Annotated in this window: 17 protein-coding genes, 1 tRNA gene and 1 pseudogene; 3 read left to right on the forward strand and 16 right to left on the reverse strand. The window is 56.3% G+C overall.

What is annotated here, in order from left to right; all coding sequences use genetic code 11:
• Window positions 1–158: 158 nt before the first annotated feature.
• The gene (locus ACXX83_RS26045; protein ID WP_458549983.1) at window positions 159–3,971 is read left to right on the forward strand and encodes an RNA-directed DNA polymerase; all 3,813 of its coding nucleotides are present in this window, start codon (window positions 159–161) and stop codon (window positions 3,969–3,971) included.
• 9 nt (window positions 3,972–3,980) lie between these two features.
• Here the strand turns inward: ACXX83_RS26045 and ACXX83_RS26050 are convergent, their stop codons facing one another.
• The 10 genes and pseudogenes from ACXX83_RS26050 to ACXX83_RS26095 all read right to left on the reverse strand — a co-directional run bounded on the left by ACXX83_RS26050 (window position 3,981) and on the right by ACXX83_RS26095 (window position 13,161).
• Entirely contained in the window at window positions 3,981–4,262 is a 282-nt protein-coding gene (locus ACXX83_RS26050) for a hypothetical protein (RefSeq protein WP_458549984.1), read from the reverse strand.
• The gene (locus ACXX83_RS26055) at window positions 4,259–5,239 is read right to left on the reverse strand and encodes an integrase domain-containing protein (RefSeq protein WP_458549985.1); all 981 of its coding nucleotides are present in this window, start codon (window positions 5,237–5,239) and stop codon (window positions 4,259–4,261) included. The genes ACXX83_RS26050 and ACXX83_RS26055 overlap by 4 nt, the downstream gene beginning before the upstream one ends.
• A gap of 905 nt (window positions 5,240–6,144) precedes the next feature.
• Window positions 6,145–7,474 (reverse strand): annotated as a pseudogene (locus ACXX83_RS26060) (tyrosine-type recombinase/integrase).
• Between the two features lie 164 nt (window positions 7,475–7,638).
• A tRNA-Thr gene (locus ACXX83_RS26065) sits at window positions 7,639–7,714 on the reverse strand.
• 78 nt (window positions 7,715–7,792) lie between these two features.
• Window positions 7,793–8,617: an FkbM family methyltransferase gene (locus ACXX83_RS26070; protein ID WP_458549986.1), complete on the reverse strand. Its 825-nt coding sequence runs from the start codon at window positions 8,615–8,617 to the stop codon at window positions 7,793–7,795.
• Window positions 8,618–8,960: 343 nt separating this feature from the next.
• The gene (locus tag ACXX83_RS26075; RefSeq protein WP_458549987.1) at window positions 8,961–10,190 is read right to left on the reverse strand and encodes a methyltransferase; all 1,230 of its coding nucleotides are present in this window, start codon (window positions 10,188–10,190) and stop codon (window positions 8,961–8,963) included.
• A complete protein-coding gene (locus ACXX83_RS26080; RefSeq protein WP_217836914.1) occupies window positions 10,171–10,860 on the reverse strand; it encodes an ABC transporter permease in 690 nt (229 codons plus the stop codon). Before ACXX83_RS26080 ends, ACXX83_RS26075 begins: the two co-directional genes overlap by 20 nt.
• Window positions 10,857–11,552: an ABC transporter permease gene (locus ACXX83_RS26085; RefSeq protein WP_217836915.1), complete on the reverse strand. Its 696-nt coding sequence runs from the start codon at window positions 11,550–11,552 to the stop codon at window positions 10,857–10,859. The genes ACXX83_RS26080 and ACXX83_RS26085 overlap by 4 nt, the downstream gene beginning before the upstream one ends.
• A 72-nt stretch (window positions 11,553–11,624) precedes the next feature.
• On the reverse strand, window positions 11,625–12,374 hold the full coding sequence (locus ACXX83_RS26090; protein ID WP_217836916.1) for an ABC transporter substrate-binding protein: 750 nt from the start codon (window positions 12,372–12,374) through the stop codon (window positions 11,625–11,627).
• 13 nt (window positions 12,375–12,387) lie between these two features.
• Entirely contained in the window at window positions 12,388–13,161 is a 774-nt protein-coding gene (locus ACXX83_RS26095; RefSeq protein ID WP_007972784.1) for an ABC transporter ATP-binding protein, read from the reverse strand.
• Window positions 13,162–13,725: 564 nt separating this feature from the next.
• Here ACXX83_RS26095 and gabP point away from each other — a divergent pair.
• The gene (gene gabP, locus ACXX83_RS26100) at window positions 13,726–15,117 is read left to right on the forward strand and encodes a GABA permease (protein WP_015093062.1); all 1,392 of its coding nucleotides are present in this window, start codon (window positions 13,726–13,728) and stop codon (window positions 15,115–15,117) included.
• 71 nt (window positions 15,118–15,188) lie between these two features.
• Here gabP and ACXX83_RS26105 read toward each other — a convergent pair whose 3' ends face one another.
• The 4 genes from ACXX83_RS26105 to ACXX83_RS26120 all read right to left on the reverse strand — a co-directional run bounded on the left by ACXX83_RS26105 (window position 15,189) and on the right by ACXX83_RS26120 (window position 18,264).
• The gene (locus tag ACXX83_RS26105) at window positions 15,189–15,644 is read right to left on the reverse strand and encodes a hypothetical protein (RefSeq protein WP_015093065.1); all 456 of its coding nucleotides are present in this window, start codon (window positions 15,642–15,644) and stop codon (window positions 15,189–15,191) included.
• A gap of 6 nt (window positions 15,645–15,650) precedes the next feature.
• Entirely contained in the window at window positions 15,651–16,067 is a 417-nt protein-coding gene (locus ACXX83_RS26110; protein ID WP_007972780.1) for a hypothetical protein, read from the reverse strand.
• 95 nt (window positions 16,068–16,162) lie between these two features.
• Window positions 16,163–17,137 carry an alpha/beta hydrolase family protein gene (locus ACXX83_RS26115; protein ID WP_458549988.1) on the reverse strand — a complete coding sequence of 325 codons (975 nt, stop codon included), beginning with the start codon at window positions 17,135–17,137 and terminating at the stop codon, window positions 16,163–16,165.
• Between the two features lie 68 nt (window positions 17,138–17,205).
• The gene (locus ACXX83_RS26120) at window positions 17,206–18,264 is read right to left on the reverse strand and encodes a PDDEXK nuclease domain-containing protein (protein WP_458549989.1); all 1,059 of its coding nucleotides are present in this window, start codon (window positions 18,262–18,264) and stop codon (window positions 17,206–17,208) included.
• Window positions 18,265–18,518: 254 nt separating this feature from the next.
• Between ACXX83_RS26120 and ACXX83_RS26125 the strand changes: the two genes are divergently transcribed.
• Window positions 18,519–18,968 (forward strand): carboxypeptidase regulatory-like domain-containing protein, encoded by a 450-nt coding sequence (locus tag ACXX83_RS26125; RefSeq protein ID WP_458549990.1) that lies wholly within the window; start codon window positions 18,519–18,521, stop codon window positions 18,966–18,968.
• Window positions 18,969–19,079: 111 nt separating this feature from the next.
• Here the strand turns inward: ACXX83_RS26125 and ACXX83_RS26130 are convergent, their stop codons facing one another.
• Both ACXX83_RS26130 and ACXX83_RS26135 read right to left on the reverse strand, forming a co-directional pair.
• Window positions 19,080–22,118 carry a beta strand repeat-containing protein gene (locus ACXX83_RS26130; protein WP_458549991.1) on the reverse strand — a complete coding sequence of 1,013 codons (3,039 nt, stop codon included), beginning with the start codon at window positions 22,116–22,118 and terminating at the stop codon, window positions 19,080–19,082.
• A gap of 102 nt (window positions 22,119–22,220) precedes the next feature.
• Window positions 22,221–25,529: a beta strand repeat-containing protein gene (locus ACXX83_RS26135; RefSeq protein WP_458549992.1), complete on the reverse strand. Its 3,309-nt coding sequence runs from the start codon at window positions 25,527–25,529 to the stop codon at window positions 22,221–22,223.
• Between the last annotated feature and the right edge of the window lie 153 nt (window positions 25,530–25,682).

Raw genomic sequence — 25,682 nt, forward strand, 5'->3', positions numbered from 1 at the left:
TGCTCAAATATTATTTAACCATTTAGATTTCGTGTTTTAGCCAGTGACTGATCTGGTTTTGTGCGGGGTAGGCATGCGTGCGTTACGTAGCTGATCTCAATTAGTCTGCAACTAATAAAATAAACTAGATTGATTGTACATTTCTGAGCTATGAAAAAATGGGATTACTTGCAAATAAATATCGTGCGCTGCAGCCTACCTTCGAGTATCTGACAGATAAAGTTGTGCTTGCCCAAGCCTGGAAAAAAGCACATCAGTATATTCGCTCGACGAATTGGTATGCTGATAACTTTGAACTCGATAGGTCGGCAATTGATCTGGATGAACGTCTCGATCATTGGCTCGCTGACTTAAAGAGTCCAGACTTTTCTTTCGACGATTTACGGCTAGTGCCTGCACCAAAAGCCGAACGTTGGACTTTTGTTAAAGCTCAGAATCTAAATATATTAGATATGGATATGGTCGGTTGGGGGTTTGACGCATCTGAGGTTTCTACTCATAAATGGTGTCCGGAGGCAAAAACTCCGAAACCACTTAGACCTTTAGCTCATGTTTCTATTCGTGATCAAAGCTTATTGATGGCGCTCATGATGTGCTTGGTCAATAAGGTCGAATCTAGTCAAGGAAATACGGCTACTCATCTAAATGAGGTTCATCAGAAAAGAATAGTAAATTATGGTAATCGCCTCTATTGTCAATTTAAGGACTCTGATGCGACATTCGCATGGGGTAACAGTACGAGTTACAGCAAGTACTTTTCGGATTACCAAAAATTTCTTGCTAGGCCTTTGTATTTTGGAGCGGAGGCGCTGCAGCAAAAGCTCAAGGGGCAACACGTCTTCGAGGTTCATTTAGATATAGCTAAATTCTACGATAATATAGATCGTAGCAAGTTAGCATCTGGTATTAGAGCCTTGTGCGATAACAATCTGGATCCGATTGTTGAGAAGTTGTTAGCAAGCTTTGTTAGTTGGAAGTGGGATGCAACTAGTCCAGCTATTTATGAAGCAGTATGCAAAAGTAATCAAGAAAATATTCCAAGTGGAATCCCACAGGGTTTGGTTGTGGGTGGGTTTCTAGCCAATATTTATCTTTTGAAGTTCGATGAGATTGCTCAGGCTCTAATAGGTCAGGATCTTTCGGAAAACATTCATCTTGTGGATTATTGTCGCTATGTCGACGATATGAGACTGATTATTTTAGTAGATGACGGCATTCGTTCGGAAGAAATAAGGTCTGTAATTGATGAAAAGATAGGTGGTCATCTTTTAGCGCTTGGTCTGAAGTTTAATCATGATAAGACTAAAATAGAAAAATTTAGATATAAGCGTGCTGGGATTTCTACGAAGCTTAAAGATATTCAAAGCAAGGTCAGCGGCCCGCTATCTGCCACAGAAGTGGATGAGCAACTAGGTCATCTGGAGGGATTGATTGGTCTGGCGGATAGTCTACGAGCATCCGAAACGGATCAGGATAACACCAACCCTTTGGCAATTATCGAAGCGCCTAGTAATGACGTTCGTGATGACACGCTGCTACGATTTTCAGCTAATAAGATTCATGCTTTGTTGAAGCAAAAGCGAAGTTTCTTTTCGCAGGAGCTAGACGAGAATGGTAACCCTAAACCAGGAGCCTGGGATTATTTACAAGAACGGATGGCTCGAAAATTTATTTCATGTTGGAGTAAAGATCCATCTTTAACTCTTTTGTTGAAAAAAGGGTTAGAGCTTTTTCCAGATAAACGAATCCTTAAGCCTGTATTAGGCCAGCTAACGTCAGTCACTAAGCGTGAGGCCGAACTCCAACAGCAGCAAGTTGCTCAATATTGCTTGGGAGAGATTTTTCGTCACGCGGCAACATTAATACATACAAAAGAAAAATGGACATTTCCAGCACATGCTGACGTAAGTGGCTTTTTTGAGCACCTACAAAATCTAGCGGTTAAGATAATTTCTTCTCCGTCTACGCATAAAAATCTTCTTGACCAAGCAATGTTCTATTGCTTGGTTAGGAATGACTCACCTTTAGATCAAGATACGAATAGTGATGACTTTAATATCATTACAAAAATGATGAAGGGCTATCGTAATATCTCAGCAAAAATGAGTGCTGTTGATTTTGTAGCAAATGCACTTCTCTCCTATCAGTTATCACGCGACAAGGGCTTGGTTGTTCGCGCTGTCAGTTGTTTGTTAGAAAAATCTTTTGTAAAGGTGTTTCCTCTGCCTGTCGGCGGCCTATATAGAGCAGATGTATTCCGTTTTTGCAAAAAGATTGCTGTAGAGTCGCCAGAGTTTTTGTTTGCTTTAGCTGATTATGCGAAAAATAATGATTGCGGTTGGATATCTGAATGTAAGGGGGTTATGGAAAAGGCGGGCCTATTCCAGTTAGCAATCACGGGCGACCTTAACCGTTTCAATGGAAGACCTATTTCCCTTCTTGGGGTTGTTAAAAGGCCTGATAATCCGTTTGCACACGAGAATGCCGCTCTTGCTTTGTTGCTAGCATTGATGAGTGGTGGGGACTTCGATTGCAATTTGAATTCTTTAACTGACAATACGTTGGATCTTCCTGCTAATATTGATCTAGGTAATTGTAAGATAACTTGTTCAAATTGGGGTAAGATTCAATCGTTGGATGTTCGGTTCAGTATCGTGATTGGTTTCGATGAGGATCCGATATTTCCTTTACCGGAATGGATTGAGGATAATCACAAGCCTCTATATAGGTTAGGTATCTTTCTGCGTAGTTGCCTCATGGGCAATGTAGACTGGTCTTCCATGACTCCGGCTGACTCAAGTCAGGCTCGATATATAGGCTTGAGATCGAGTTTTATGAAGCGGCAGTTAGGCATGATGCACTCTCCTGAAGCGTTGAATGGTGAGACGGCACCTATGTCTAACTGGGTATCCAGTCTTCTGTTTGCTTTATTGCAATGGCCAGGAACCAATTTGCATGAGGGAAATTATGAATGGCCAAAAGTATGGGATATTAAAGCCCTTCAGAAATTAACAATTGAACGCTTGGAATATCAGAAAGAACTATTCTGTAAAATGACTGGTATTCCTGCATATGTCGAAAAGCTTAGCTTTGGTTGGCAGAAGGACAAGAAATCGCTAAAAGTTGTTATGGTCCAATCTTTGTTGCCGTTGAAGGGAGACTTTCAAGAGCATGGGCTTATGTTGGATACACCTAAATATAGGTCTAGGCATCGTAGGCATATAGCTTCTGTTGCTGAGTTAATTTTACACAAGGCTCATAGTCAGCGTAGTATCGATGACCTAAACTACAAGGATAGCAGTATAGATCTTATAATTTGGCCGGAGTTATCAGTTAGTGAGCAAGATGTTGATATTTTGCACCAGCTCGCGAATAAGACTGGGGCAATAATTTTTACAGGTCTAACTTTTATAAATCTCCCTGGTGTGGAGGGACCCAATAACGTAGCGAAATGGCTCATACCTCAAAAGCTTTCGTCGGGTAAGAAGTTTATAAGCCGGCTTCAGGGTAAGTTTAATATGATGAAGGACGAGGTCGGTAAGGTGAAACCTTGGCGTCCTTATCAATTGCTAATTGAGTTGGTGCATCCAGCATTTCCGAAGGATAAAGGATTCACGCTTTCAGGGTCAGTATGCTATGACGCTACGGATATTAAGATTAGTGCCGACTTGAAAGATAAGTCAGATGCATACCTGGTCGTTGCATTAAATCAAGATGTGACCACATTTGATTCAATGGTGGATGCCTTGTATTATCACATGTATCAGCATGTTGCATTGGTTAATACAGGAGAATTTGGCGGTTCGGTTGCTAAAGCGCCATATAAGGAACGGCATGACAAACTTATAACTCATGTTCATGGCTCCCACCAAGTATCAATATCGTCTTTTGAAATGAATATGTTTGATTTTCGCAATGTTGGAGCTAGTTATAAATCTGGTAAAAAGGTAAAAACCAAGCCTGCTGGGTGACCTGATCTGTCATGTGTTATGCTCTAAAGCGTCTTGTTTTCCAAGGCGCTTAATTATTAATTTAATTGTAAGCTTATAGTAATACCAAGTGGCTTCGCTTCGGCCATTTCTTTTGTTTATTAGAAACCAAGCAATATGTTTGCGTCTCCAGGTCCATGGATTATCTCGACTCCAACGCTCAGCGATTGCTGTTTGGATTGTCTTCGCCTGACAAATGTGGCGTTGGCGCGTGGAATGCGACCCGGTCAAGACGCTTACTAGGAATAGCTCCATGTCGAATGGCTTGCTCATGCTCGACTACCAATGTAAGCCGACACCACGCCGATACGGCCGTGTCCCAGCTCATAGGTGATTTTCACTCGGGCATCCTTATCAAGGTGTTGGTCGAGCTGGCAGCAACGGCCACCGTTGATAGGTGCGGGATGATGGGTGATTTGTTCATAGCGTTCGCATGCATAGGCCGCGCGCAACTCGTGGAAACCTTTGAGACTGTACTGATGGAGGATGTCCCGTGCAGGACGGACGATTCCCCGTTGGAAATCGAGGTAGCTTTCGTTCGGTGCAAGCAGGTTGTGGCTACCGTCGGGCGAGACATGATGGGCGAATGCCAGTGCACCGCGGATGTGATCGTTCACCGTGATCCAGCGAGGTGCCGACGCACCTGCGCGGCCACCTTTGGTGCCATTCTGGATGTTGATCTTGCCGTAGTGTTCGGCCTCACGTTTTAAACGCGGTAGGTCCGCCAAAATGGCCTCGCGTAAGCGCATGCCGGTGGATCTCGCTAACTGAGCGATGGCCGCCGCGCGCAGCATTTTGTGTTCGCAGAGCGCGTCGACGATCTGCTTCACGTGTTCGGGGTCTTGGCCTTGCGGCACCGAGCAGCGAACACTGGTGCGCCGCATTCCCAGCGCCTTGCTCGGATTCGGCACTTTCACATACTGATCACCGCGAAGCGCAGCCATAGTCCGGTTAACGCTGGATAATCGATTTTGCGCAGTGGTGATGGCGAGCTCACCTTGTTCAACGTGGTGACGCAGATGTTCGGCATAGTCACGCAGGGTCTGTCGATCAATTTGCCGGGCATCGTTAAACCCCGGCCCATCCTCCGAGCGACACCAGCGCACAAACGCCTGCCAACGATCACTGTGTGCTTTGACCGTCCCGTAATGCCCACCGCCAAACAGGTCTTTCAGTGCCTGCGGCCCGGCATAGCTCAATTGCCGGCCATAGCCAAAATTACGCCCCTCCCGTCTACCGACCAATCCCATGACCAAACTCCTCTGTAAGCCACACTTGTAAAACCTTCCCCACGTCATCCCGCCAAGAATGTTGAGTGTTATCAGGGATCAAGGCCCCTGCGACCTGTGAGGGTTGTCCACTAACGCGGGACTGGCGGCTCTTTACGACCGGGAGCCTGGGCATCTCATGATCTGGCCTCCTGAACACTTCCAAGGAAGTGGGCGGGTGGAGGCTGCATTGGCTGACGAGACCAACGCCGCGAGATCTTGAGCCGGGTGAAGGCAGTGATGCGATGACCGGGGCGTGCCTGACTGTCAGTCAGGTGCAGTCCATTCCCTGGGCTGCGGCACCATCATCTGCATCGCTGTTGCTGGTGACTTCGGTGTTTGTCACGCCGATTGTCACGAGGGGGAATGCCGCAAAGCCTTGTACGAGATGGGCTGCAGCAGCGGTAGGAGCGCCCGTCTCTTTCCGGGAGAAAGAGACGGGCGCAGGTTGGCGCAGTGAAATGGTCAAGCGGAAAGGTTGCTGCAGTGCAGCTGGGTAGGGGGATGTATTTGCCGCAATGGCAACGATCTAAAGTAGGCATCCATCACTCGGTGAGTGACCGTGCGAGCCGCCGGACGCTAATCGCACTTTGGGAGAACCACCACGGTGTGGCGTAGCCTTAAAGGTTCTGGCTACCTGGGTTGCTGTCAAAGACAGCGCTTTGCCCGATCTTTTCTACGCCTGTGGATAATTTGGGTCAAGGCTCGAATTTTCGGGAATTCTGCGGATGTGGATGAAATTATCCACCGGTGGAAATCTATGGTTTTCCACAGACAATTTGCGTGGGCTTTAGATTTTTTAAATGAGGTCCATCCAAGCAGGGCGGCTTTGCAGCCCCGCTTGGATGGACCCGCGTGGAAGGGCGGACAACGGTGATCTCACAGGCTTACCCACGTTTGGATGCGCCACGGCTATTTTGTAGGGCTGTGATGTTGTCGCCGACTGGGTGAGCGAATTCGTGGGGTGTCACATGCCCATGGCGGTTGGCGTCGATGTAGTTGCTCCACCACGCCATGATCAGCCTGCGCTGTTCGAGGAATTCGGCCTTGTGGATATACGCGGCACGCACACGGTTGCGTTCCTTGTGGCTCATTTGTCTTTCGATGGCTGCGTCGGTCCATAACCCGGACTCAAGCAGGGCGCTACAGGCCATGGTCCTGAAGCCGTGGCCGCACACGTCCTTGCTGGTGTCATAGCCGACGTTGCGGAGCATGGTGTTTCACCGTGTTCTCGGACATGGGCTTCCAGTACTTGTGGTCGCCCGGTAGCACCAACTCTGAAAAGCGACTCAGGCTGCGCAGGCGCTCCAGTATTTCTATGACCTGCGGCGATAGCGGAACCATTTGAATGTCGCCGTTCATCTTGGTCCCGCGTGTGGAGTTGCGTACCCCTTCAATCGGTGCGCGCGTATCGGGGATTTCCCACATGGCGCGTTGGAAGTCGAACTCACTCCATCGAGCGAAGCGCAACTCGCTGGAGCGGACGAACACATGCAGCGTCAGCAGCACGGCAAGGCGTGTCAGCTCGCGGCCGTTGTAGTTGTCGATACGGTGCAGCAGTTCGGGTAGGCGGTTGAGGGAGAGGGCTGGGCGATGGACTGTGCGCGGTGCGTGAATCGAGCCTGCCAGATCCAGTGCAGGATTCATGGTGATCTGACGAGCCCTTTTGGCCCCGCGCATGATGGTGGATAAGTAGTTCTGTACCCTTAACGCCACATCCATGGTGCCGCGTTCCTTGATGCGCTGGGTGATCTCTAGTAAGTCGTGGGTATCGAGTTCAGCGATGGGTCGTTGGCCGATCAGCGGGAAGACGTGGGTGCGCAGTCGGCTCATTACGGTTTTTGCGTGGCCTTCGGTCCAGCGGCGGGACATATCAGCGTGCCACTCCAGAGCAACGGTTTCGAAAAGCAGTGCCGCCCGTTGGGCTACGATCTTGGCCTTTTTCTTTTCTTCCATTGGATCGAGGTTGTCTAGCAGCAACGCCTTGGCTTCGTCTCGCTTACGTCGTGCGATGGAAAGGGTAACGATGGGGTAATTGCCAATGATGAGCGTCCCTTCCTTGCCGCTGGGCTTGGTGTACTTCAAGCGCCAGGTCTTCACGCCATTGGGTTTGACGAAAAGGTACATGCCTCCGCCGTCGAACAGTTTGTAGGCGCGTTCGCGGGTTTTGGCGGTGCGGCATTGCAGGTCGCTGAGGGGGATCGCTAGACGTGGCATAGGGGTACGCGCTCCTGATCGGGAAATCGCAGTACCCCTAACATACCCTCGGGGAAGGGGGATTTTGTTGGATCCCGACAGAGGGTCCTGGAACGAAAAAACCCGCCAAAGGGCGGGTTTTCGGGGCTTCCAGAGCATTCGGTGGAATGCAATGGAGCCTAATGTGGTGCCGGCACCAGGAATCGAACCCGGGACCTACTGATTACAAGTCAGTTGCTCTACCATCTGAGCTATACCGGCGTGTCAGGGCGACGATTATAGCGATTGGATAGGTTCTGTAAACCCCTGAATTCTGACTATTTTTGCACGGGCTTCGGGTCAGGCGCGTAGCAAGGTTTTCTTGAGTTTCTGGATGGCTTTCCAGGTTCGACTGTTTTGCATTGCGCGCAGCTGTGCTTCGGCCTGTTCAGCGCGTTGCAAGGCGGCGGTGAGTTGGTGTTCGGCGTCGCTGACGGGGTGGCTGAACTTGTGGCCTTTGCAGAACTGGAATTCGTCCAGGTTGCACGGCGGGATGTCGAAGGCGGGTTTGAGGTTCAGGTGTTCTTCGGCGAGGTAGTAGGTGTTGATGCCGTCGAACAGGATGGAGTGGTAGCCAGCGTCGGTGACGAGGGTTTCCCAGGTCTGGTCGCGGGCCCAAGGGGTTTCGATGAGGATTACCCATGGCCGCCACTGGGTGAAGTCCATGCCGCGCAGGACGGTTTCTTCGTGGCCTTCGACATCGATTTTCAGGAAGTGGATGGCGCGGCCCCGGGCGTGTTCTTCGCAGATGGAGCTCAGGGTGCGGGACTTGATCGTCTGGGTGCGCACGTCCATTCCGGCGTCTTTGTGCATTTTCGCCATGGCCGGGTCGAGGGTCGAGAGGCCGGTGCCGGCGATGCCGTAGAAGGTCAGATCGTCAGCGCTTTCCCCGGCCGCGCATTGCAGGTTGGTGTCTTTGGGGCGTTGCTGGCACAGGGCTTCGTAGTAGTTGGGCATCGGTTCGACGTTGATGCCGGTCCAGCCGTTGTCGTAGAACGCCTTGGTGACCGAGTCGTGGGTGGGGTCGTTTGCCCCGACGTCGATGTAGAAGCCGTTCTCGACGGTTTTGAGGGCGCGCCACAGGCGTATGTCTTCGAAATTCTGTGCGTAGGAAATGAACGTCACTGGCGCATCCTGTCGGAGGAATGTTCTTGTTCGTGGCCGCGCTGCCGGCGCCCTTGCGTGTGTGTATATCAAGAGTAATGAAAGGGTGCAATTTCCCCTGTCTGCGGTCCGGGATTAGGCGTTTATGTCGTTTTGGTTAAATGCTTATGCACAATGGCATTGGCGGCGCACCGGGTTTAGGCCGAATTTGTGGATCCGTTCTCATTTGTCCGCAAATGCCTGTTTTTTCGATTTTTTATGCGGGTGTACAAAAAATGAACAGTGTGGATTTTGGCCTGAAACAGGCGTAGATATTGGATCCACGATTATTTCATCAACAGAGTTATCCACAGGGCGGATGTGTTTAAGCGCGTTCGGCCAGGAGCAGGAAATTACGCGGCGTGAGCGGGGTTTTGCAGAAGGTGCCGACGCGGACGCTGTAGCCCTGCTCGGCGAGGAAAAGTGCCCGGTCAAGAACCAGCCAAAGCTCCAGCGGACGTCGGAAAAGTCCGCGTAACAGTTCAAGGTTGCGCACTTCGGCCAGGCGCTGCCAACCGGCGGCTTCGAGGGTTGGCCAATTTTGCGGGCCGACTGTGGATAACTCTTTGAGTGCGGCCAGGTGATGGCAGTAATCGGCGAAGGGTTTGTCCAGCCAGGCGCTGGGCAGGGATGGGGTCGGCAGATACTCGTCCATGCCGCGCAGTTGCCGCTGCAGCAAGTCGAAGCCCAGGCGCCGGGCCATGGAGGTGTCGCGTTGACGGCGCACGCGGGCGCCAGCGGTGACGGTTTCGCTCATGGGCAACGCGAGGTCGTCGAGGGAAAGCTGTAGGCCGGAGCCTTGGGCGGCCGAGGAAATCGGCGAGTATTGGGCAAGGCTGATCCGGTTGTAGCAGCACGGCGCGATGGCGAGCTGTTTACAGCCTGTGGCGCTGGCAAGTTGAATCAGCCGCACATGCAAATCACCGCAGGCGTGAAGCGCGACGGGCGTGTGGTGCGCACTCAGTAAAGTAGCTGCGTTTGCCGCGAGCACATCCTGTTCAATATGCAGCGCATGCAGGTGATGACGCTGGCTGAGTGCCTGGCCGCTGGTTACCAGTGCCGGGTCGTATTCCAGGCAAGTCAGTTGTTGCCCAGGCTGCAGCAGGCGTCGCCCCAGGTGTCCCTTGCCCGAGCACCAGTCCAGCCAATGCTTCGGTGTTTCGCAGAACTGCAATCGACTGGCGAAAGCTTCGATCTGCTGCCATTTGCGCCCCGGTACATCGACGTTCAGCCGATGGCCGGCCGCTTCGAGTGTGTGTGCAGGCAATTCATCCACAGCACTCAAGGCAACGGACATCGATGCCAAGGAAGCAAAGGGTTCCGGCGCATTCAGTAGGGCGGGTTGATTGTGGGCGTTTTCCGCGTCTTCCAGCGACCGCTTGCGTAGCCATTCGGCCAGAGCTGGGTAGGACGCTTCCCAGGGAAGTTGCAGATGAGTGAACGGCCGAGGTTTCCACAGTGCCTGATGCTCTGTCAGAAAAGCACCCAGCGCGGTGAAGCGGGCGAGCAAGGCCTCGCCCGTCAACACGCCATCCTCAACGCCCTTGGCAGGCATCGACGCGCAACCAGCGCTCCAGCAGCTTGAAGCCGCGCACCAGCACGTAAGCCATCACCAGGTAGAACATGCCCGCGGCGAAGAAGATCTCCACCGGCAGGTAGGTCCGGGCAATGATGGTGCGGGCCATGCCGGTCAGTTCCAGCAGGGTCACGGTACTGGCCAGGGCGCTGGCCTTGAGCATCAGGATCACTTCGTTGCTGTAGGCTGGCAGGCCGATGCGCGCCGCGCGCGGCAGCATGATGAAGAACAGCGCTTTTGGCTTGGACATGCCCAGCGCCCGTGCCGCTTCGATCTCGCCCGGTGGTATCGCCTGAATGGCACCGCGCAGGATTTCCGCAATGTAGGCTGCCGTGTGCAGGGTCATGGTCGCCGTGGCGCACCAGAACGGATCGCGCAGGTACGGCCACATCGAACTGTTACGGATCACGTCGAACTGCGCCAGGCCGTAGTAGACCAGGAACAGCTGAACCAGCAGCGGCGTGCCCCGGAAAAAGAAGATGTAGCCGTAGGGAAAGGCCCGCACCCACCACAGGCGCGACGAGCGGGCGATGCCCAGCGGAATGGCCAGCAGCAAACCGGCGATTACGGCGATGGCCACCAGTTCCAGGGTCAGGGTCGCGCCCTGGGCCAGTTTCGGCAGCCACTTGATGATGACTTCCCAGTTCATTGGGTGCTCCTCGCGAAGCCGCGAGCGGCGCGTTTTTCCAGGAAGTACATGCCGGTCATCGCCAGCACCGTCAGGCTCAGGTACATGAACGCGGCCACCATATAGAAGGTGAACGGTTGTTTGGATACGGTCACGCCGATTTGCGCGTGACGCATGATTTCTTCCAGGCCGATCACCGACACCAGCGCGGTGTCTTTCATCAGGATCATGAACAGGTTGCCAAGGCCCGGAAGGGCGATGCGCCACATCTGCGGCATGATCAGCCGGGTGAAGATGCGCCACTTCGACAGGCCCAGGGCCACGCCGGCTTCGCGATGGCCTTTGGGGATGGCGAGGATCGCACCGCGAAACACTTCCGTGGCGTAGGCGCCGAAGCACAGGCCCAGTGCAATCACGCCAGCGGCGAAGGCGTTGAGCTCGAGGTCGGGGTTGCCGAAGAACTCGCCCAGGGCACGCATCAGGTTGACCGTGCCGAAGTAGATCAACAGCACCCAGAGCAATTCCGGGATGCCGCGAACCAGGGTCGAATAAGTGCCGCCAAGCCATTGCAGCGGCTTGTACGGGGAAGTCTTGGCCAAGGCGCCGAGCAGACCGAGCACCAGCCCCAGGCACAGGGCCGAGAGTGCCAGTTTCACAGTCATCAGCGCGCCAGCGGCGAGCGCCGGGCCGAATCCGTAGAGGTCGATAATCATGGATTTCTTTTCAAATCGCGGCAGGCAAGGCCGAGAACCGGCGCCATCAGGCGCCGGTCAGGCAGGTCAGAATCAATAGATGCTGAACGGGAAGTACTTGTCGTTGATCTTCTTGTAGGTGCCGTCAGCGACTATTTCTTTCAGCGCGGTGTTCAGCTTCGCGCGGATCGGATCGTTTTTACGCACGGCAATACCGATCTTGTCGCTTTCTTCCACCGGGTCGCCCTTGAACTCGTAGGCACGGCCAGCGTCGCTTTTCAGCCATTCGTAGTTGACGTACTTGTCGGCCAGGATGCCGTCCAGACGGCCGGAAGTCAGGTCGAGGTAGGCGTTTTCCTGGGTGTCGTAGAGCTTGATGGTGATGTCGTCACCATAGTTGTCTTCCAGAAAGGTGCCGGCCAAGGTCGCGCGCTGGGCGCCGATGATCTTGCCTTTGACCGAGGCCTTGTCGGTTTTGAAGTCGACGTCTTTCTTGGCGATGAACTGCAGCTTGTTGGAGTAGTACGGGTCGGTGAAGTCCACTGCTTGCTTGCGTTCGTCGGTGATCGACATCGAGGAGATCAGGAAGTCGAACTTCTTGGCGTTCAGGGCCGGGATGATGCCGTCCCAGTCGGAGGTCACCACGGTGCACTCGACTTTCATCTTGGCGCACAGGGCGTCGCCGATCTCTTTGTCGAAGCCGACGACATTGCCACTGGCATCTTTGTTGTTGAACGGCGGGTAGGCCGCTTCGATGCCCATCTTCAGGGTTTCGGCCATGGCACTGGCGCTGAACGCCAGGGTGACGGCGGCAGCCAGGAAGACCTTTTTGTAGTTCTGCATGTGGATAGCTCCGTTAGCGGTTGCTGGACATGAATTGTTTGCAGCGCGCCGAAAGCGGGTTTTCGAACACCTGCTGTGGCGATCCTTGCTCTTCTACCAGGCCCTGGTGGAGGAACACCACTTCGCTGGAGACCTGACGGGCGAAGCCCATTTCGTGGGTCACGAGCAGCATGGTGCGGCCTTCTTCGGCCAGCGCGCGGATGACATTAAGTACTTCCTGGACCATTTCCGGGTCAAGCGCGGAGGTGGGCTCGTCGAACAGGATGACCTTGGGCTGCATGGCCAGGGTGCGGGCGATGGCCGCGCGTTGCTGCTGGCCGCCGGACAGTTGCGCCGGGTAGGCGTGGCGCTTGTCGGCGATGCCGACCTTGGCCAGCAGGGCTTCGGCGACTTCGATGGCTTCGGCCTTGCTCTGGCCGAGCACGCGGCGCGGGGCTTCGATGATGTTGTCGAGCACGCTCATGTGCGGCCACAGGTTAAAGTTTTGAAATACAAAACCGATTTCGCTGCGCAGGCGATTGATCTGCTTGCCGTCGGCGGCCACCAGCTCGCCGTTCTTCGCAGCCTTGAGCTTGAGTTCTTCGCCGGCCACCAGGATCTGGCCCTGGTGCGGGTTTTCCAGCAGGTTGATGCAGCGCAGGAACGTGGACTTGCCGGAGCCGGAGGAACCCAGGATCGAGATCACATCGCCGTCGCGGGCGGTCAGCGAGATGCCTTTGAGCACCTCCAGCGAACCGTAGCGTTTGTGCAAGTTGCGGATTTCAAGCGCGGGCGTGGCCTCAGCCATGTGCGTTCCTCATATATGTTGCGCTCCTGCTCTTGGCGGCCTTCCTGGCGAGGCGGCCAACCTAGCATAGCGTTTCAATGGCAGCCAACAGCGCTACGGGCAGTAAACGGCTGGCGTGTGGCAGGTTGTCGCATCGGCGCAGCAGACTGTCGCCCCATCAACAACCGAACAGCCGTTTGAACCTTGCCTGTCGATAAAAAGCGCGGTGGCTGTCGCAAAAAAAGGCGCGATGTTGCCAGCTTTGACGGGGTGTTGGAAGCGCTATCCGGCCAAATGCAGCGGTTGTGCACTTTTAATGTGCGCAGGGCCATTTTCAGGTGTGTTTCCGGTGCGCAGATTTGCCCCGCAAAGTGGGTCGCAGGGTAACGCTCTGGCAAAGTGCCATTGAATTCAATGGGTTGCGATGACCGTCCGGTCGAAGTGAGATCGCCGGGCTAGAGGGATATGAAACATTTTGGCGCAATTATTGCGTGCAGAATCCAGAACGCCCTGTTGGCTTCTTTTTACGAGAAGGTCCGCCGAACGGGATGCACGCATTCGCTTCTCCTTACAAAGGTAGTTTTAATGAGCAGTACCCAAAGCTCTAATGGCCTCGAACAGGGGCTCAAACCGCGCCATGTGACCATGCTGTCGATTGCCGGGGTTATCGGCGCCGGCTTGTTCGTCGGCTCGGGGCACGCCATCGCCGCTGCAGGTCCGGCTGTTCTGTTGGCTTACGCCGCCGCCGGCATGTTGGTGGTGCTGGTGATGCGCATGCTCGGCGAAATGGCCGTTGCCTCGCCGGACACCGGTTCGTTTTCGACATACGCCGACCGCGCGATCGGTCACTGGGCCGGTTTCACCATCGGCTGGTTGTACTGGTGGTTCTGGGTTCTGGTGATCCCGTTGGAAGCCAACGCTGCCGCGACCATCCTGCATGCCTGGTTCCCTGGCGTGGACATCTGGGCCTTCGCCTTGGTCATCACGATGCTGTTGACGGTGACCAACCTGTTCAGCGTGAAGAATTATGGTGAATTCGAGTTCTGGTTTGCCCTGATCAAAGTCCTGGCCATCATTGGTTTCATCATTCTCGGCGTAGCGGCGATCTTCGGCTTCCTGCCGAACAGCCAGGTCAGCGGCGTTTCGCACTTGTTCGACACCCAGGGCTTCCTGCCAAACGGCATGGGCGCGGTACTGGGCGCGATCCTGACCACCATGTTTTCCTTCATGGGCACCGAGATCGTGACCATCGCGGCCGCGGAATCGAAAAACCCTGGCAAGCAAATCTCCAAGGCTACCAACTCGGTGATCTGGCGGATCGGCTTGTTCTACCTCGTGTCGATCTTCATCGTTGTGGCCCTGGTGCCTTGGAACGACCCGGTACTGGCAAGCCTGGGCTCCTACCAGACCGTGCTTGAGCGCATGGGCATCCCGAACGCCAAGATGATTGTCGACATCGTGGTGCTGGTTGCTGTGACCAGCTGCCTGAACTCGGCGCTCTACACCTCGTCGCGGATGCTGTTCTCCCTGGGCAAGCGCGGTGATGCACCGGCCATGTCCACGCGCACCAACAAAAGTGGCACGCCTTACTGGGCGGTGATGTTGTCCACTGGTGCTGCGTTCCTGGCAACATTCGCCAACTACGTGGCCCCGGCTGCCGTGTTCGAATTCCTGCTGGCAAGCTCCGGCGCCATCGCATTGCTGGTGTACCTGGTGATCGCGATTTCGCAACTGCGCATGCGCAAGCAGCGTATGGCTCGTGGTGAGAAAATCGTCTTCAGCATGTGGCTTTTCCCGGGCCTGACCTACGCGGTGATCGTCTTCATCGTTGCGGCCCTGACCATCATGCTGTTCCAGGATGCCCATCGTGTGGAAATCCTCGCGACCGGCTTGCTCAGTGCCCTGGTAGTAGCGGCCGGCTTGCTAGTAGCTCGCCGTCGCAAACTGGAAAAGCGCGGCGCGGTGGTGCTGAACTGATCCATATTGCGTAATGCAAAACGGCCGCTGTCAGTGATGACACGCGGCCGTTTTTGTTTGCGCCGTAACCCTTACTCGGCTTTTTCTGCCGGCATTTCCTGCGACTCGCGGTAGGCGTCCAGCGCAGTGCCGAAGTCAGTAATGAACTGTGGTTCGCTCAGCCATGCCTGGGCGGCATCGCGGTCCATGCCGTCGGCCCACATGCGGTAGTCGATCAGCATGTCGGCGGCCAGGTGGGTGGCGGCCATGCCTTCGTCGTCGGCGTTTTCCATGTCCAGCAGTTCTGGGTGGTCGACGATGATAAAGGCGAGGTTCGTCAGCAGGACCGAGAGCATTTCGCTGCGGCTGACGGCTTCGGCGTCGCGCATTTTGCTGAACATCGCCAGGGTGTATTCCGGGATCGGCTCGGCGAGGTGGCCGAGTTCATCATCGTCCAGTGCAGCGGGTTTCCTGCCGTGGATATTGATCTGCTTGGCTTTGGCTTTTGCACGCTTGGCGCGTTTCTGTTGCTTGTTCAGGGAGGCCATGGGAACTCAGTTCGGTTTCTGTTGGGTTTGCGCGGCAATGGCGTCGGACGCCGCCACATAGTCGGCCTGGAAGGCCGGGGATTCGATCCACGCCAGGGCGCCAGCTTCGTCTGTTTCAGCCGACCATTGGCGATATTCGATCAGCGCGGCGAGGATGAAGTCCATCGCGCCTTCTTCGCCTTCCTGCTCGTACACCAGTTCCAGCAACGGGTCTTCGAGGAAGGCCGTGCACATGGCTTGCTGGCTGATCTTTTCGGCGTCGATCATTTTCTTGAACAGTTCGGTCAGATCCACCGATTCGAAATCGATGCGATCGTCGTTCGGGTCCAGTTCGACCGGCGCGGCGGCCCGCTGGGTGCGGTTCTGCTTGGCCTTGGCCTTGGCGCGGGAGGCGCGTTTGTGTTGCTTGTTGGCGGAGGCCATGGGCGTCGTTCCGTATTCGTTGAAAGGGCAAGAGGCCTAGGGGGCGTTCTCAATTAGCTTCCCGGCGCGGCGTGAAAGCTAATTGAGAGCGCCCCCTAGCCGCGTGGCACTCGCCGCCCGGGGGTATCGGGGGCCAGTTCGCCGTTTTGCAGCCAGGCCAATGCAATGGGCCATAGTGTGGCTTGGTATGGGCTGCGAAAAAAGGCGAAATGTCCGACTTCTTCTTCGCCGATGTCTTCGGGATGGATACGCAGGTGAACGTTTGTGCTGCCGGTGAAGTATCTGAGCAGGCGTTCGATGGCCGGGACCGTGCCGTAAGGATCATCGCTGAGGCTGATGGCCAGGGTTTGCGCGGTGACGTCGGCAAAGGGCAGTTGCCCGCTTGTTGTGCTGATCGCGCGGCCGCTGGAGCGTGTTTCGTAGCGGGCAGTGGACAGGCTCCAGTCTCGGACCACGCCGGCGGGTGTGTCCTCCAGCCATCCGAGGCGTTTGCCCGGGAAGTAGCCGTAGATCATCGTCAGCAGTGGCATCAGCACATGCCACTTGCCAAACATCCGCCAGCGATGGGCGGGCGCATAGTCGCGCCAGTAGGCGAATTGCGCTCCGACCGTCACCAGACGCCGGATCAGGTGCCCGGACGCCCCCAGTCCCGCTGCGCAGCCGCCAAAGCTGTGGCCGACCACATCGATAGGCTGCCCGGGGAACTCACGCTGTGCGCGCTTGAGCATCGCCTCGAAGTCCAGTGCTCCCCAATCGGTCCATGAAGCCTTCAGACCTTTGAGCGATGCCGGCCGCGACTCGCCGATGCCGCGGTAGTCATAGGTGATGACGTCGAAGCCGTGATCGAACAGATAGTCGGCGAAGCGCGAGTAATGACGACAACGGACCGAGGTGGCGGCGTTGATGATCACGACCGGACGAGCGGCATCCCGGAACGGGTGTCGCCAGGTGAAACCACCGAGGACAAAGCCGTCTGCAGCGGTTTCCTTGAACGGTTCGCCGGACGCAACGCGTTGCAACGGCAACTCGATCTGAGTTGAGACGAGTGAAGGCGTTTCCTGCAAATTCATCGGCGTCGGACCTTTGCGGGTAGCTGCCAACGATAGTCTTGATGCCGTTGATGAACAATCCATTGGCCTCAAGGCAGTGGTTGATCGAGCAGTCGCTCTTCAAGTGCTGCCAGTTCCCGATCCAGTTCGTTACGGAGTTCCTCTTCGCTCGGCAGGACAAGCTTGTACTTGCTGGCGAGCAGCTGTTCGTTTCCTTCAAGCACCGAATAACGCACCACGGATTCATCCTTTTGCGCACAGAGAATGATGCCGACAGTGGGGCCGTCTTCCACGCCGCGCTTCAGGTCGTCGTACATGCGCACGTACATGTCCATCTGCCCCACATCCTGATGGGTCAGTTCACCGCGCTTGATATCGAAGATGACGAAGCATTTGAGCAAGTAGTTGTAGAACACCAGATCGATGTAGAAGTCTTTGCTGTCGGTACTGATGCGTTGCTGGCGGGCTATGAACGCGAAGCCCTTGCCCAGTTCCAGCAAGAAGCCTCGCAGCTGTTCGATCAACGCCTGTTCGATCTCGCTTTCCTGAAGCTTGCCGGCATTGGGTAGGCCCAGAAACTCCAGTACCACCGGATCACGGATGAAATCCCGAGGGCTGGCCTTCATGTTTTGAATGTTGGTGGCGGCCTCCTGCTTGACACTGCCGCGATCTCGGCTCGCCAGCAGGCGTTCGTAGTACAGCGTATTGATCTGGCGTTCCAGGGCGCGGCTCGACCAGTTTTGTGTGGCTGATTCGTTCATGTACCAGAGGCGGGCGCTGTCGTTGTCGACCCGAAGCAGGTGGCGGTAGTGGGTCCAGCTCAATTCGTGACGCAGTGCGTCACGAATTGGAAAGGCTTGATAGAACAGGCGCATATACCGAAGGTTGGAAGCGTCAAATCCCTTTCCGAATTCCGCAGTTAGCTCTTTGGCCAGAGTCGACAGCAACTCTTTGCCATACTTCACCCGCCGAGCGCCTTCCTGCTCGAACTCGACGATATGTCGACCAATCTGCCAACAGGTTTGCACCTGAACGGTATCGACCGCCCGAAGCACCTTCTGACGTGCCTGATGGATCGATTTGCCAAGGTTCCCAAGCAGTGAAGCCAGATAGGGGTCGTGAGTGTCGTTGGGTGTGAGGGCCGTCATGAGGTCTTCCGCAGCAGATTGGATAGCGAAAGAGAATGACAAGTGAGCACCCTTCGAAGCTGCCAGGAGTGACTGAAAAACAGGCAGGAAATCCCGGGTTCGCCGGCAGGACGTGTCGGAGGGCAGGCGAGGGCTGAGGAGCAAATGGCGTAGTACGTTTCGTACTCAGGCCAAATCAATCTAAAACCCCGCCCTGCGACTGGAAATCCAAAGAATGTAACGATTGGGTTCTGCAGAACCCGGGAGTCGTCATCATGAAGTACCTCCATTCACTCCTGTTGCCTCTCACCGCCGTCGGCGTGCTGATGTTTCCATTGATGTCGCCCGCCGCCAGCCTTGATCCAATCGACAGCACTGGCGTACAGGTGCAGCGCCAGGAGCAAAACGGCATCGCCTACCTGTCCGGCGGTATCGGCGAGGATGAGTCCAGGGCCATCCAGCAGAGCACCGGCTACAACCTGCACATGACGTTCTCTGTCGGGACGGAAAATAAATACATTCCTGGCGTGAACGTAGTTATTCAGAAAGCCCCCGGGCAAACCGTGCTGACACTCAATGACGCCGGTCCGTTGGTTTACGTGAAGCTGCCGGCCGGTAAATACACGGTCATTGCGACGCGCAACGGCGAAACCCGGCAGGACGTTGCCGATGTTGGCAGTGGTGCAGCTCGTAACCTGGTTTTCCACTGGAATGATGCGAGTTAACGGGAAGCTCCAAGCCCTGAGTCCTGCAACTCAGGGTTTTCTTTTCGCAAGGTCAATCCCCAGCCAGGGGAGGCCAGAACACTCCGCAAGAGAACCGGAAAGCGCCAGGGATTAAAGTATGAAATCCGCTGTCGTCACGTTGCTGATGCCAACTATCTGGATGGCGAACTCGGCGGCGCTGTCCGCATCGGTGTTGCCATAAAGCACGCCCGCTGAAACTTTCAACTGCCCGGCCGCACTGAAGGCTGCGGTACTGCCGATGACCGAGTGAAAGGCTTCATTGGTGGCCGTCGCCGTGTTGGCATCCAGCGTCGACAGGTCAATCTTGTCGGCTCCCCGGGTGAAGTCGCTGATGATGTCCCAGGTGGCACTGGTCAGCCCCGTTTCAGCGAGGGCATTGAAATCGAAGATGTCGTTGCCGACGCCACCGGTGAGCACATCCTTGCCCATACCGCCGATCAGGAGGTCGTTCCCGCTTCCAGCGAGCAATGTGTCATTACCAGCGCCGCCGTTGAGCAAGTTGGCGGCGGTGTTGCCCGTGAGTTTGTCGTTGTAGTTGGAACCCGTGAGGTTTTCGATGGCGATCAGGGTGTCGGCGCCTGATCCGCCGGTGATCTGGGCCGTGGTCACGGCCAGGTTGGCGGTGACGGCGCTGTTGGCATAGAGGTAGGAGGTCGTGTCGACGCCAGTGCTGCCATTGAGCACGTTGTTGCCGGCCCCGGCATAGAGCGTGTTGTTGAGGCTGTTACCTGTCAGGGCGGCGATCCCGGTGGCGAGGACCCGACCGTATTCGACATTGGCGCCGAGGGTGCAGGCGCTGAGAAAACTGTAGACCGTGTCGCTGCCACCGGTGCTGGTCGTGGCATTGGTTTCGGTAACGACGTCGCCCGTGTTGTCGACGTAGTAGAGGTCGGAACCATCGCCACCCGTCATCCTGTCGGCGCCTGTGCCGCCATTCAAAACGTCATTGCCGGCGCCGCCGTTGAGCAGGTTGGCGGCGGCGTTGCCCGTGAGCTTGTCGTTGTAGTTCGAGCCGGTAAGGTTTTCGATGGCGATCAGGGTATCGGAGCCTGATCCGCCGGTGGCCTGGGCCGTGGTCACGGCCAGGCTGACGGTGACGGCGCTACCAGCAAAGGCGTAGGAGGCGGTGTCGACGCCGGTACCGCCATTGAGGACGTTGTTGCCGACCCCGGCATAGAGGGTGTTGTTGAGGCCGTTGCCCGTCAGGGCGGCGACCCCTGTGGCGAGGATGCTACCGTTCTCGACATTGACGCCAAGCGTGTAGGCGCTGAGGTAGCTGTAGACCGTGTCGCTGCCGCCGGAGCTGGCCGTCGTATTGGTTTCAATCACGACATCGCCCGCGTTGTCGACGTGGTAGGCGTCAGAACCATCACCGCCGGTCATGCGGTCCAGGCCTGTGCCACCATTGAAAACGTCATTGCCCGCACCCCCGGCGAGCGTATCGTTACCGGCACCACCGGTCAGCAGGTTGGCGGCGGCATTACCCGTGAGCGTGTCGTTGTAGTTGGAGCCGGTGAGGTTTTCGAGGGCGATCAGGGTGTCGGCGCCTGAGCCGACGGTGGCCTGGGCGGTGGTCACGGCCAGGCTGACGGTGACGGCGCTGGTGGCATAGAGGTAGGAGGCCGAGTCGATGCCGGTACTGCCATTGAGGACGTTGTTGCCGGCCCCGGAATAGAGGGTGTTATTGAGACTGTTGCCCGTCAGGGTGGCAACCCCGGTGTTGAGGATGCGACCTTTCTCGACATTGGCACCGAGGGTGTAGGCGCTGAGAAAACTGTAGACCGTGTCGCTGCCGCCGGTGCTGGCCGTGGCATTGGTTTCAATCACGACATCGCCGATGTTGTCGACGTAGTAGAGGTCGGAACCATCGCCGCCCGTCATCCTGTCGAGGCCTGAGCCGCCATTCAATACGTCATTGCCCGTGCCGCCCTTGAGCGTATCGTTGCCGGCACCTCCGGACAAAACATCATTTCCGGCGAAGCCCGAGAGGAGATCATTGCCGGCCATTCCTGAGAAGTTATCCGCACCTCCCTGACCAATCAGCACGTCGTTACCTGTGCCCCCGGTCAGCGTGTCCCCGCTTGAGGCGCCGAGAACGGCTATGCGATGCCCGATTGGTGCAGTGAAGGATGCAGCGGTGTCTTTGCTTTGGACGACGAAGGTCAGGTCGCTGTGCTCGAGAATAATGCGTGCCTTCCCGATGGCCTCGCCGACGCTACCGACCTTGTCACCCAGGTTTGTGATCAGAGTGGTTTGCAGGTCTTTCAATAAGGTAGAGGTTCTGTTGGTGACCTGGTTGTCATCCCAGCTGCCGTTCCCGCCAACGGCATCCATGCCTTGGTTCAGATTGACAAGTGTGTCCGTGACCCAACTTTTCATCAGGTCCTTTAGCGAAGTGGAATTCTGGACTTGCGTGTGGAGCTGGCTCAGGGCGTTAAAGACGCCTGTAGGGATATTGGGTTTGATGATCTTATCGACAATGATATTGGCCATTTCGCTGGTGGCGCCGTCCAGCAGTGCTGATAGACCGACACCGGTATAAAATTTTATATCCTCGATGGGGATGTTCGCCAAGTCACCGGGTAGCAAGTCTGTAACTTTCCACTCTTTGGTTACGCTGTCGAAACTGTATGCAGGGGACTTGAAATTAACGTCGGAGTCCAGGCTGCCGGGTGGTTGTTGCCACTGAAGATCGTCAGGCACATGAAATTGCGGGTTGCTGGCATTGGTTATCGAATTGGTCTCGATCAATTGCACCAGCGCGTCATAAACGCTGATGGCCGGACTGAACTGGCTTAACAGGGCAATACCTTCGTCAACCGCTTCAGCGGGGATGGTGCCCATGGCGAGGACGCTGGCGAGCTCCGCAGGGTCCAGATTGGCCAGAAGGTCGCCGATGGTCAGGCTGCTCAAGGCGTCTTTGAACTGCGCCAGTGCATCCAGCGCACCGTGGGGGCTGGTGTACTCGACCAGAACACCAAGCAAGGCGTCGTTCTGGCTGGCTGTGCCCACATAGCTCGCACTGCTTCCGAGGCCGAATGACTCGTACAGCTGAGCCCGGGTATCGATGGGCGGAAGGGTCAGACCGATACCGGTATAGAACTCGTACAGGGTAGTGGGCGTTGCCATGGGTCAAAGCTCCGTGCGAGGGTTGCCTGGACTTGTTCTTTGAACCTCTTCACCAGGTGGTCAAGTCGAGGGGCATGCCTCTGCGATGCCCCCCTCCTTTGGTCAGACGATGAAGTCCGAGGTCGTCAGAGTACTGATGCCGGTGATCTGGATGGCGAACTCGGCGGCGCTGTCGGCATCGGTGTTGCCGTAGAGCACGCCCCCTGCAAATTTCAATTGCCCGGCCGCACTGAAGGAAGCGGTACTGCCGATGACCGTATGAAAAGCTTCATTGGTGGCCGTCGCCGTGTTGGCATCGAGCGTCAACAGATCAATCTTGTCGGCGCCCCGGGTGAAGTCGCTGATGATGTCCCAGGTGGCGCTGGTCAGCCCCGTTTCAGTGAGGGCATTGAAATCGAAGATGTCGTTGCCGGCGCCGCCGGTGAGGACATCCTTGCCCGTACCGCCGATCAGGATGTCGCTCCCGCCCCCACCGTTGAGCGTGTTGGCGGCGGCGTTGCCCGTGAGCCTGTCGTTGTAGTTGGAGCCGGTGAGGTTTTCGATGGCGACCAGGGTGTCGGCGCCTGAGCCACCGGTGGCCTGGGCTGTGGTCACGGCCAGGCTGGCGTTGACGGCGCTGTCGGCATAGACGTAGGAGGCCGTGTCGACGCCGGTGCTGCCGTTGAGCACGTTGTTGCCGGCCCCGGCATAGAGGGTGTTGTTGAGACTGTTGCCCGTCAGGCTGGCGACTCCGGTGGCGAGGAGGCGACCACTCTCGACATTGGCGCCGAGGGTGTAGGCGCTGAGCGAGCTGAAGACCGTGTCGCTGCCGCCAATGCTGGCCGTCGCATTGGTTTCAATGACGACGTCACCGGTGTTGTCAACGTAGTAGATGTCAGCCCCATCACCGCCCGTCATCCGGTCGAGGCCTGCGCCGCCCTCCAAAACGTCATTGCCCGCCATACCGTCGAGCGTATCGTTACCGACGCCACCGTTGAGCGTGTTGGCGGCGGCGTTGCCCGTGAGCTTGTCGTTGTAGTTCGAGCCGGTGAGGTTCTCGAAATTCAACAGGGTGTCTGTGCCAGAACCACCGGTGGCTTGCGCGGTGGTCAGCCCCAGGTTGACCGTGACTGCAGCAGTGGCAAAGGCATAGGACAAGGTATCGGTCCCGATGCCGCCATTTAGGACGTTATTGCCGGCCCCGGCATAGAGGGTGTTGTTGAGGCTGTTGCCCGTCAGGGCGGCGACCCCGGTGGCGAGAATGCTACCGTTCTCGACATTGGCGCCGAGGGTGTAGGCACTGAGGTAGCTGTAGATCGTGTCGCTGCCGCCGGTGCTGGCCGTCGCATTGGTTTCAATGACGACATCGCCCGCGTTGTCGACATGGTAGGCGTCAGAGCCATCGCCCCCCGTCATCCGGTCGAGGCCTGTGCCACCATCGAAAACGTCATTGCCCGCCCCACCGTTGAGCGTATCGTTACCGGCGCCACCGCTCAGCAGGTTGGCGGCAGCGTTACCCGTGAGCGTGTCGTTGTAATTGGACCCCGTGAGGTTTTCGATGGCGATCAAGGTGTCGGCGCCTGAGCCGCCGGTAGTCTGTGCGGTGGTCACGGCCAGGCTGACGGTGACGGCGCTGGTGGCATAGAGGTAGGAGGCCGAGTCGATACCGGTACTGCCATCGAGGACGTTGTTGCCGACCCCGGCGTAGAGGGTGTTGTTGAGGCTGTTGCCCGTAAGGTTGGCGACCCCGGTCGAAAGGAGGCGACCCTTCTCGACATTGGCGCCGAGGGTGTAGGCGCTGAGAAAGCTGTAGACCGTGTCGCTGCCGCCGGTGCTGACCGTGGCATTGGTTTCGGTAACGACATCGCCAATATTGTCTACGTAGTAGGTGTCGTCGCCGAGCCCGCCGACCAGGGTGTCCGCACCCGCCCCGCCGTTGAGGAAATTGGCCGTACTATCGCCGGTCAGAAAATCGCCGAACCTGCTGCCGACGATGTTCTCGATACTGAACAGATGGTCGGCAAAGTCGGAGATGGCTTCTGTCACGGAAAAAATGAAATTCCCGCTGCTAGTGACCAGAACGTTTGCCTGGCTGTCGAGCACAGCAATGGCACCTGTCGCATACCCAAGGTCACTGGTCAGGTTCACAACCACACCGGATTGGGCGTTGGCATAACTGACGCTATCGCGGCCAGTGCCACCGTCGAGGGTTTCGCCTTGGTAGTACCAGGCATCGAAGCCGCCAATCGGATTGCCAAACTCATCGAACGTATGCCCGGCACTCGACCAGGTCATCGCCGCCGAATACCCCCCTTCGGCCATCAGGGTATCGTCGCCGCCTTCTCCCACGACAAGATCGAAGCCGACATTGCCGTCCAGGGTATTCGCATCCGCATTACCTATCAGGATGTCGTTAAACTGACTTCCGATCACCGACTCGATGCTTTCCAGGGTGTCCACGCTGGAGCCGACTGTGACTTGTGGTCCGCGGATGCTCAGGTCGATGGTGACAGCGCCCCCATAGTGGTATGAAGCGGTATCGACGCCTGCGCCACCGTCGAGAAAATTTCCACCGCTACCTGCGTAGAGTATGTTGTTGAGAGCGTTGCCGGCCAGATTGGAGCTCCCGGTCGAGAGAATGCGGCCATTCTCGATATTCGCGCCGAGCGTGTAGTTGGCGAGGGAACTGACGACCAGGTCGACGCCTCCCGTACTGGTTTCGCTGACCACATCGCCGAGATTGTCGACGTAATAGGTGTCGGCCCCGTCGCCGCCCTGCATCAAGTCGGCACCCGTACCTCCATCCAGAATATCGTCGCCACCGTAGCCCGCCAGGGTATTGGCGCCGCTGTTACCGGTGAGTAGATTATTCAGGTTGTTACCAAAGCCACTGATATTTTCGCTGCCTGTCAATTCCAGGTTTTCCAGGGTGCTGCCCAGGGTATAGCTGTCCAGGCTGGACTTGACCAGATCGGTACCGCCACTGTCCTGCACTATTTGATCTACGTAGTAGTTGTAGAAAAAGCTTTCACCGATGCCCTGTTCGGAGGCTAATCCCCCCACGGATGCAAAGGAAAACCACTGGGTGACAAAGCTGCCGTTAGCGGTGTAGTAGCTGCCTTGGCCCCAATACAGTGCGGATGACTCGGAAAAGTAGATAGCGTCGATTTGCAGCTGATCGGTTCCAGGCCAGTGGTTGAACATGGCATAGGTGGGGCTCGTGAAGCCGGAAATCCCGGAGACAGTGGTAAAGTCAGACTTCAGCTCGGGGATCTTGTCGAGAATGTAAGTGTCATTCCCGCTGCCGCCGTCCAGCGTGTCCAGGCCTGCACCACCGTTGAGAATGTCATCTCCCGCCAGGCCAGTAATGCTGTCGGGCTCACCTGTCCCCAATAGATCATCGTTGCTTGTTGTGCCTGTTATCACGGCCATGTCTGATTTCCTTGATTCAGTGCGGCGAGTGGAAGCCACGCAGCCGCGTCAATTTGTTGTCAACGATGACTGGCGGGGTGAAAACGCCGGGCATCCTATTAGCAACCTTCAACTTCTTGGCCGCACAGGTAATGGCATTCATTGTAAGTAGCC

The organism is Pseudomonas sp. GNP012 (genome assembly GCF_054343835.1).

Coding starts and splice junctions, on each gene's coding strand:
- ACXX83_RS26045 (WP_458549983.1), top strand. CDS start 159: ATGGGATTACTTGCAAATAAATATCGTGCGCTGCAGCCTACCTTCGAG.
- ACXX83_RS26050 (WP_458549984.1), bottom strand. CDS start 4,262: ATGAGCAAGCCATTCGACATGGAGCTATTCCTAGTAAGCGTCTTGACC.
- ACXX83_RS26055 (WP_458549985.1), bottom strand. CDS start 5,239: ATGGGATTGGTCGGTAGACGGGAGGGGCGTAATTTTGGCTATGGCCGG.
- ACXX83_RS26075 (WP_458549987.1), bottom strand. CDS start 10,190: ATGCCTGCCAAGGGCGTTGAGGATGGCGTGTTGACGGGCGAGGCCTTG.
- ACXX83_RS26080 (WP_217836914.1), bottom strand. CDS start 10,860: ATGAACTGGGAAGTCATCATCAAGTGGCTGCCGAAACTGGCCCAGGGC.
- ACXX83_RS26085 (WP_217836915.1), bottom strand. CDS start 11,552: ATGATTATCGACCTCTACGGATTCGGCCCGGCGCTCGCCGCTGGCGCG.
- ACXX83_RS26090 (WP_217836916.1), bottom strand. CDS start 12,374: ATGCAGAACTACAAAAAGGTCTTCCTGGCTGCCGCCGTCACCCTGGCG.
- ACXX83_RS26095 (WP_007972784.1), bottom strand. CDS start 13,161: ATGGCTGAGGCCACGCCCGCGCTTGAAATCCGCAACTTGCACAAACGC.
- gabP (WP_015093062.1), top strand. CDS start 13,726: ATGAGCAGTACCCAAAGCTCTAATGGCCTCGAACAGGGGCTCAAACCG.
- ACXX83_RS26105 (WP_015093065.1), bottom strand. CDS start 15,644: ATGGCCTCCCTGAACAAGCAACAGAAACGCGCCAAGCGTGCAAAAGCC.
- ACXX83_RS26110 (WP_007972780.1), bottom strand. CDS start 16,067: ATGGCCTCCGCCAACAAGCAACACAAACGCGCCTCCCGCGCCAAGGCC.
- ACXX83_RS26115 (WP_458549988.1), bottom strand. CDS start 17,137: ATGAATTTGCAGGAAACGCCTTCACTCGTCTCAACTCAGATCGAGTTG.
- ACXX83_RS26120 (WP_458549989.1), bottom strand. CDS start 18,264: ATGACGGCCCTCACACCCAACGACACTCACGACCCCTATCTGGCTTCA.
- ACXX83_RS26125 (WP_458549990.1), top strand. CDS start 18,519: ATGAAGTACCTCCATTCACTCCTGTTGCCTCTCACCGCCGTCGGCGTG.
- ACXX83_RS26130 (WP_458549991.1), bottom strand. CDS start 22,118: ATGGCAACGCCCACTACCCTGTACGAGTTCTATACCGGTATCGGTCTG.
- ACXX83_RS26135 (WP_458549992.1), bottom strand. CDS start 25,529: ATGGCCGTGATAACAGGCACAACAAGCAACGATGATCTATTGGGGACA.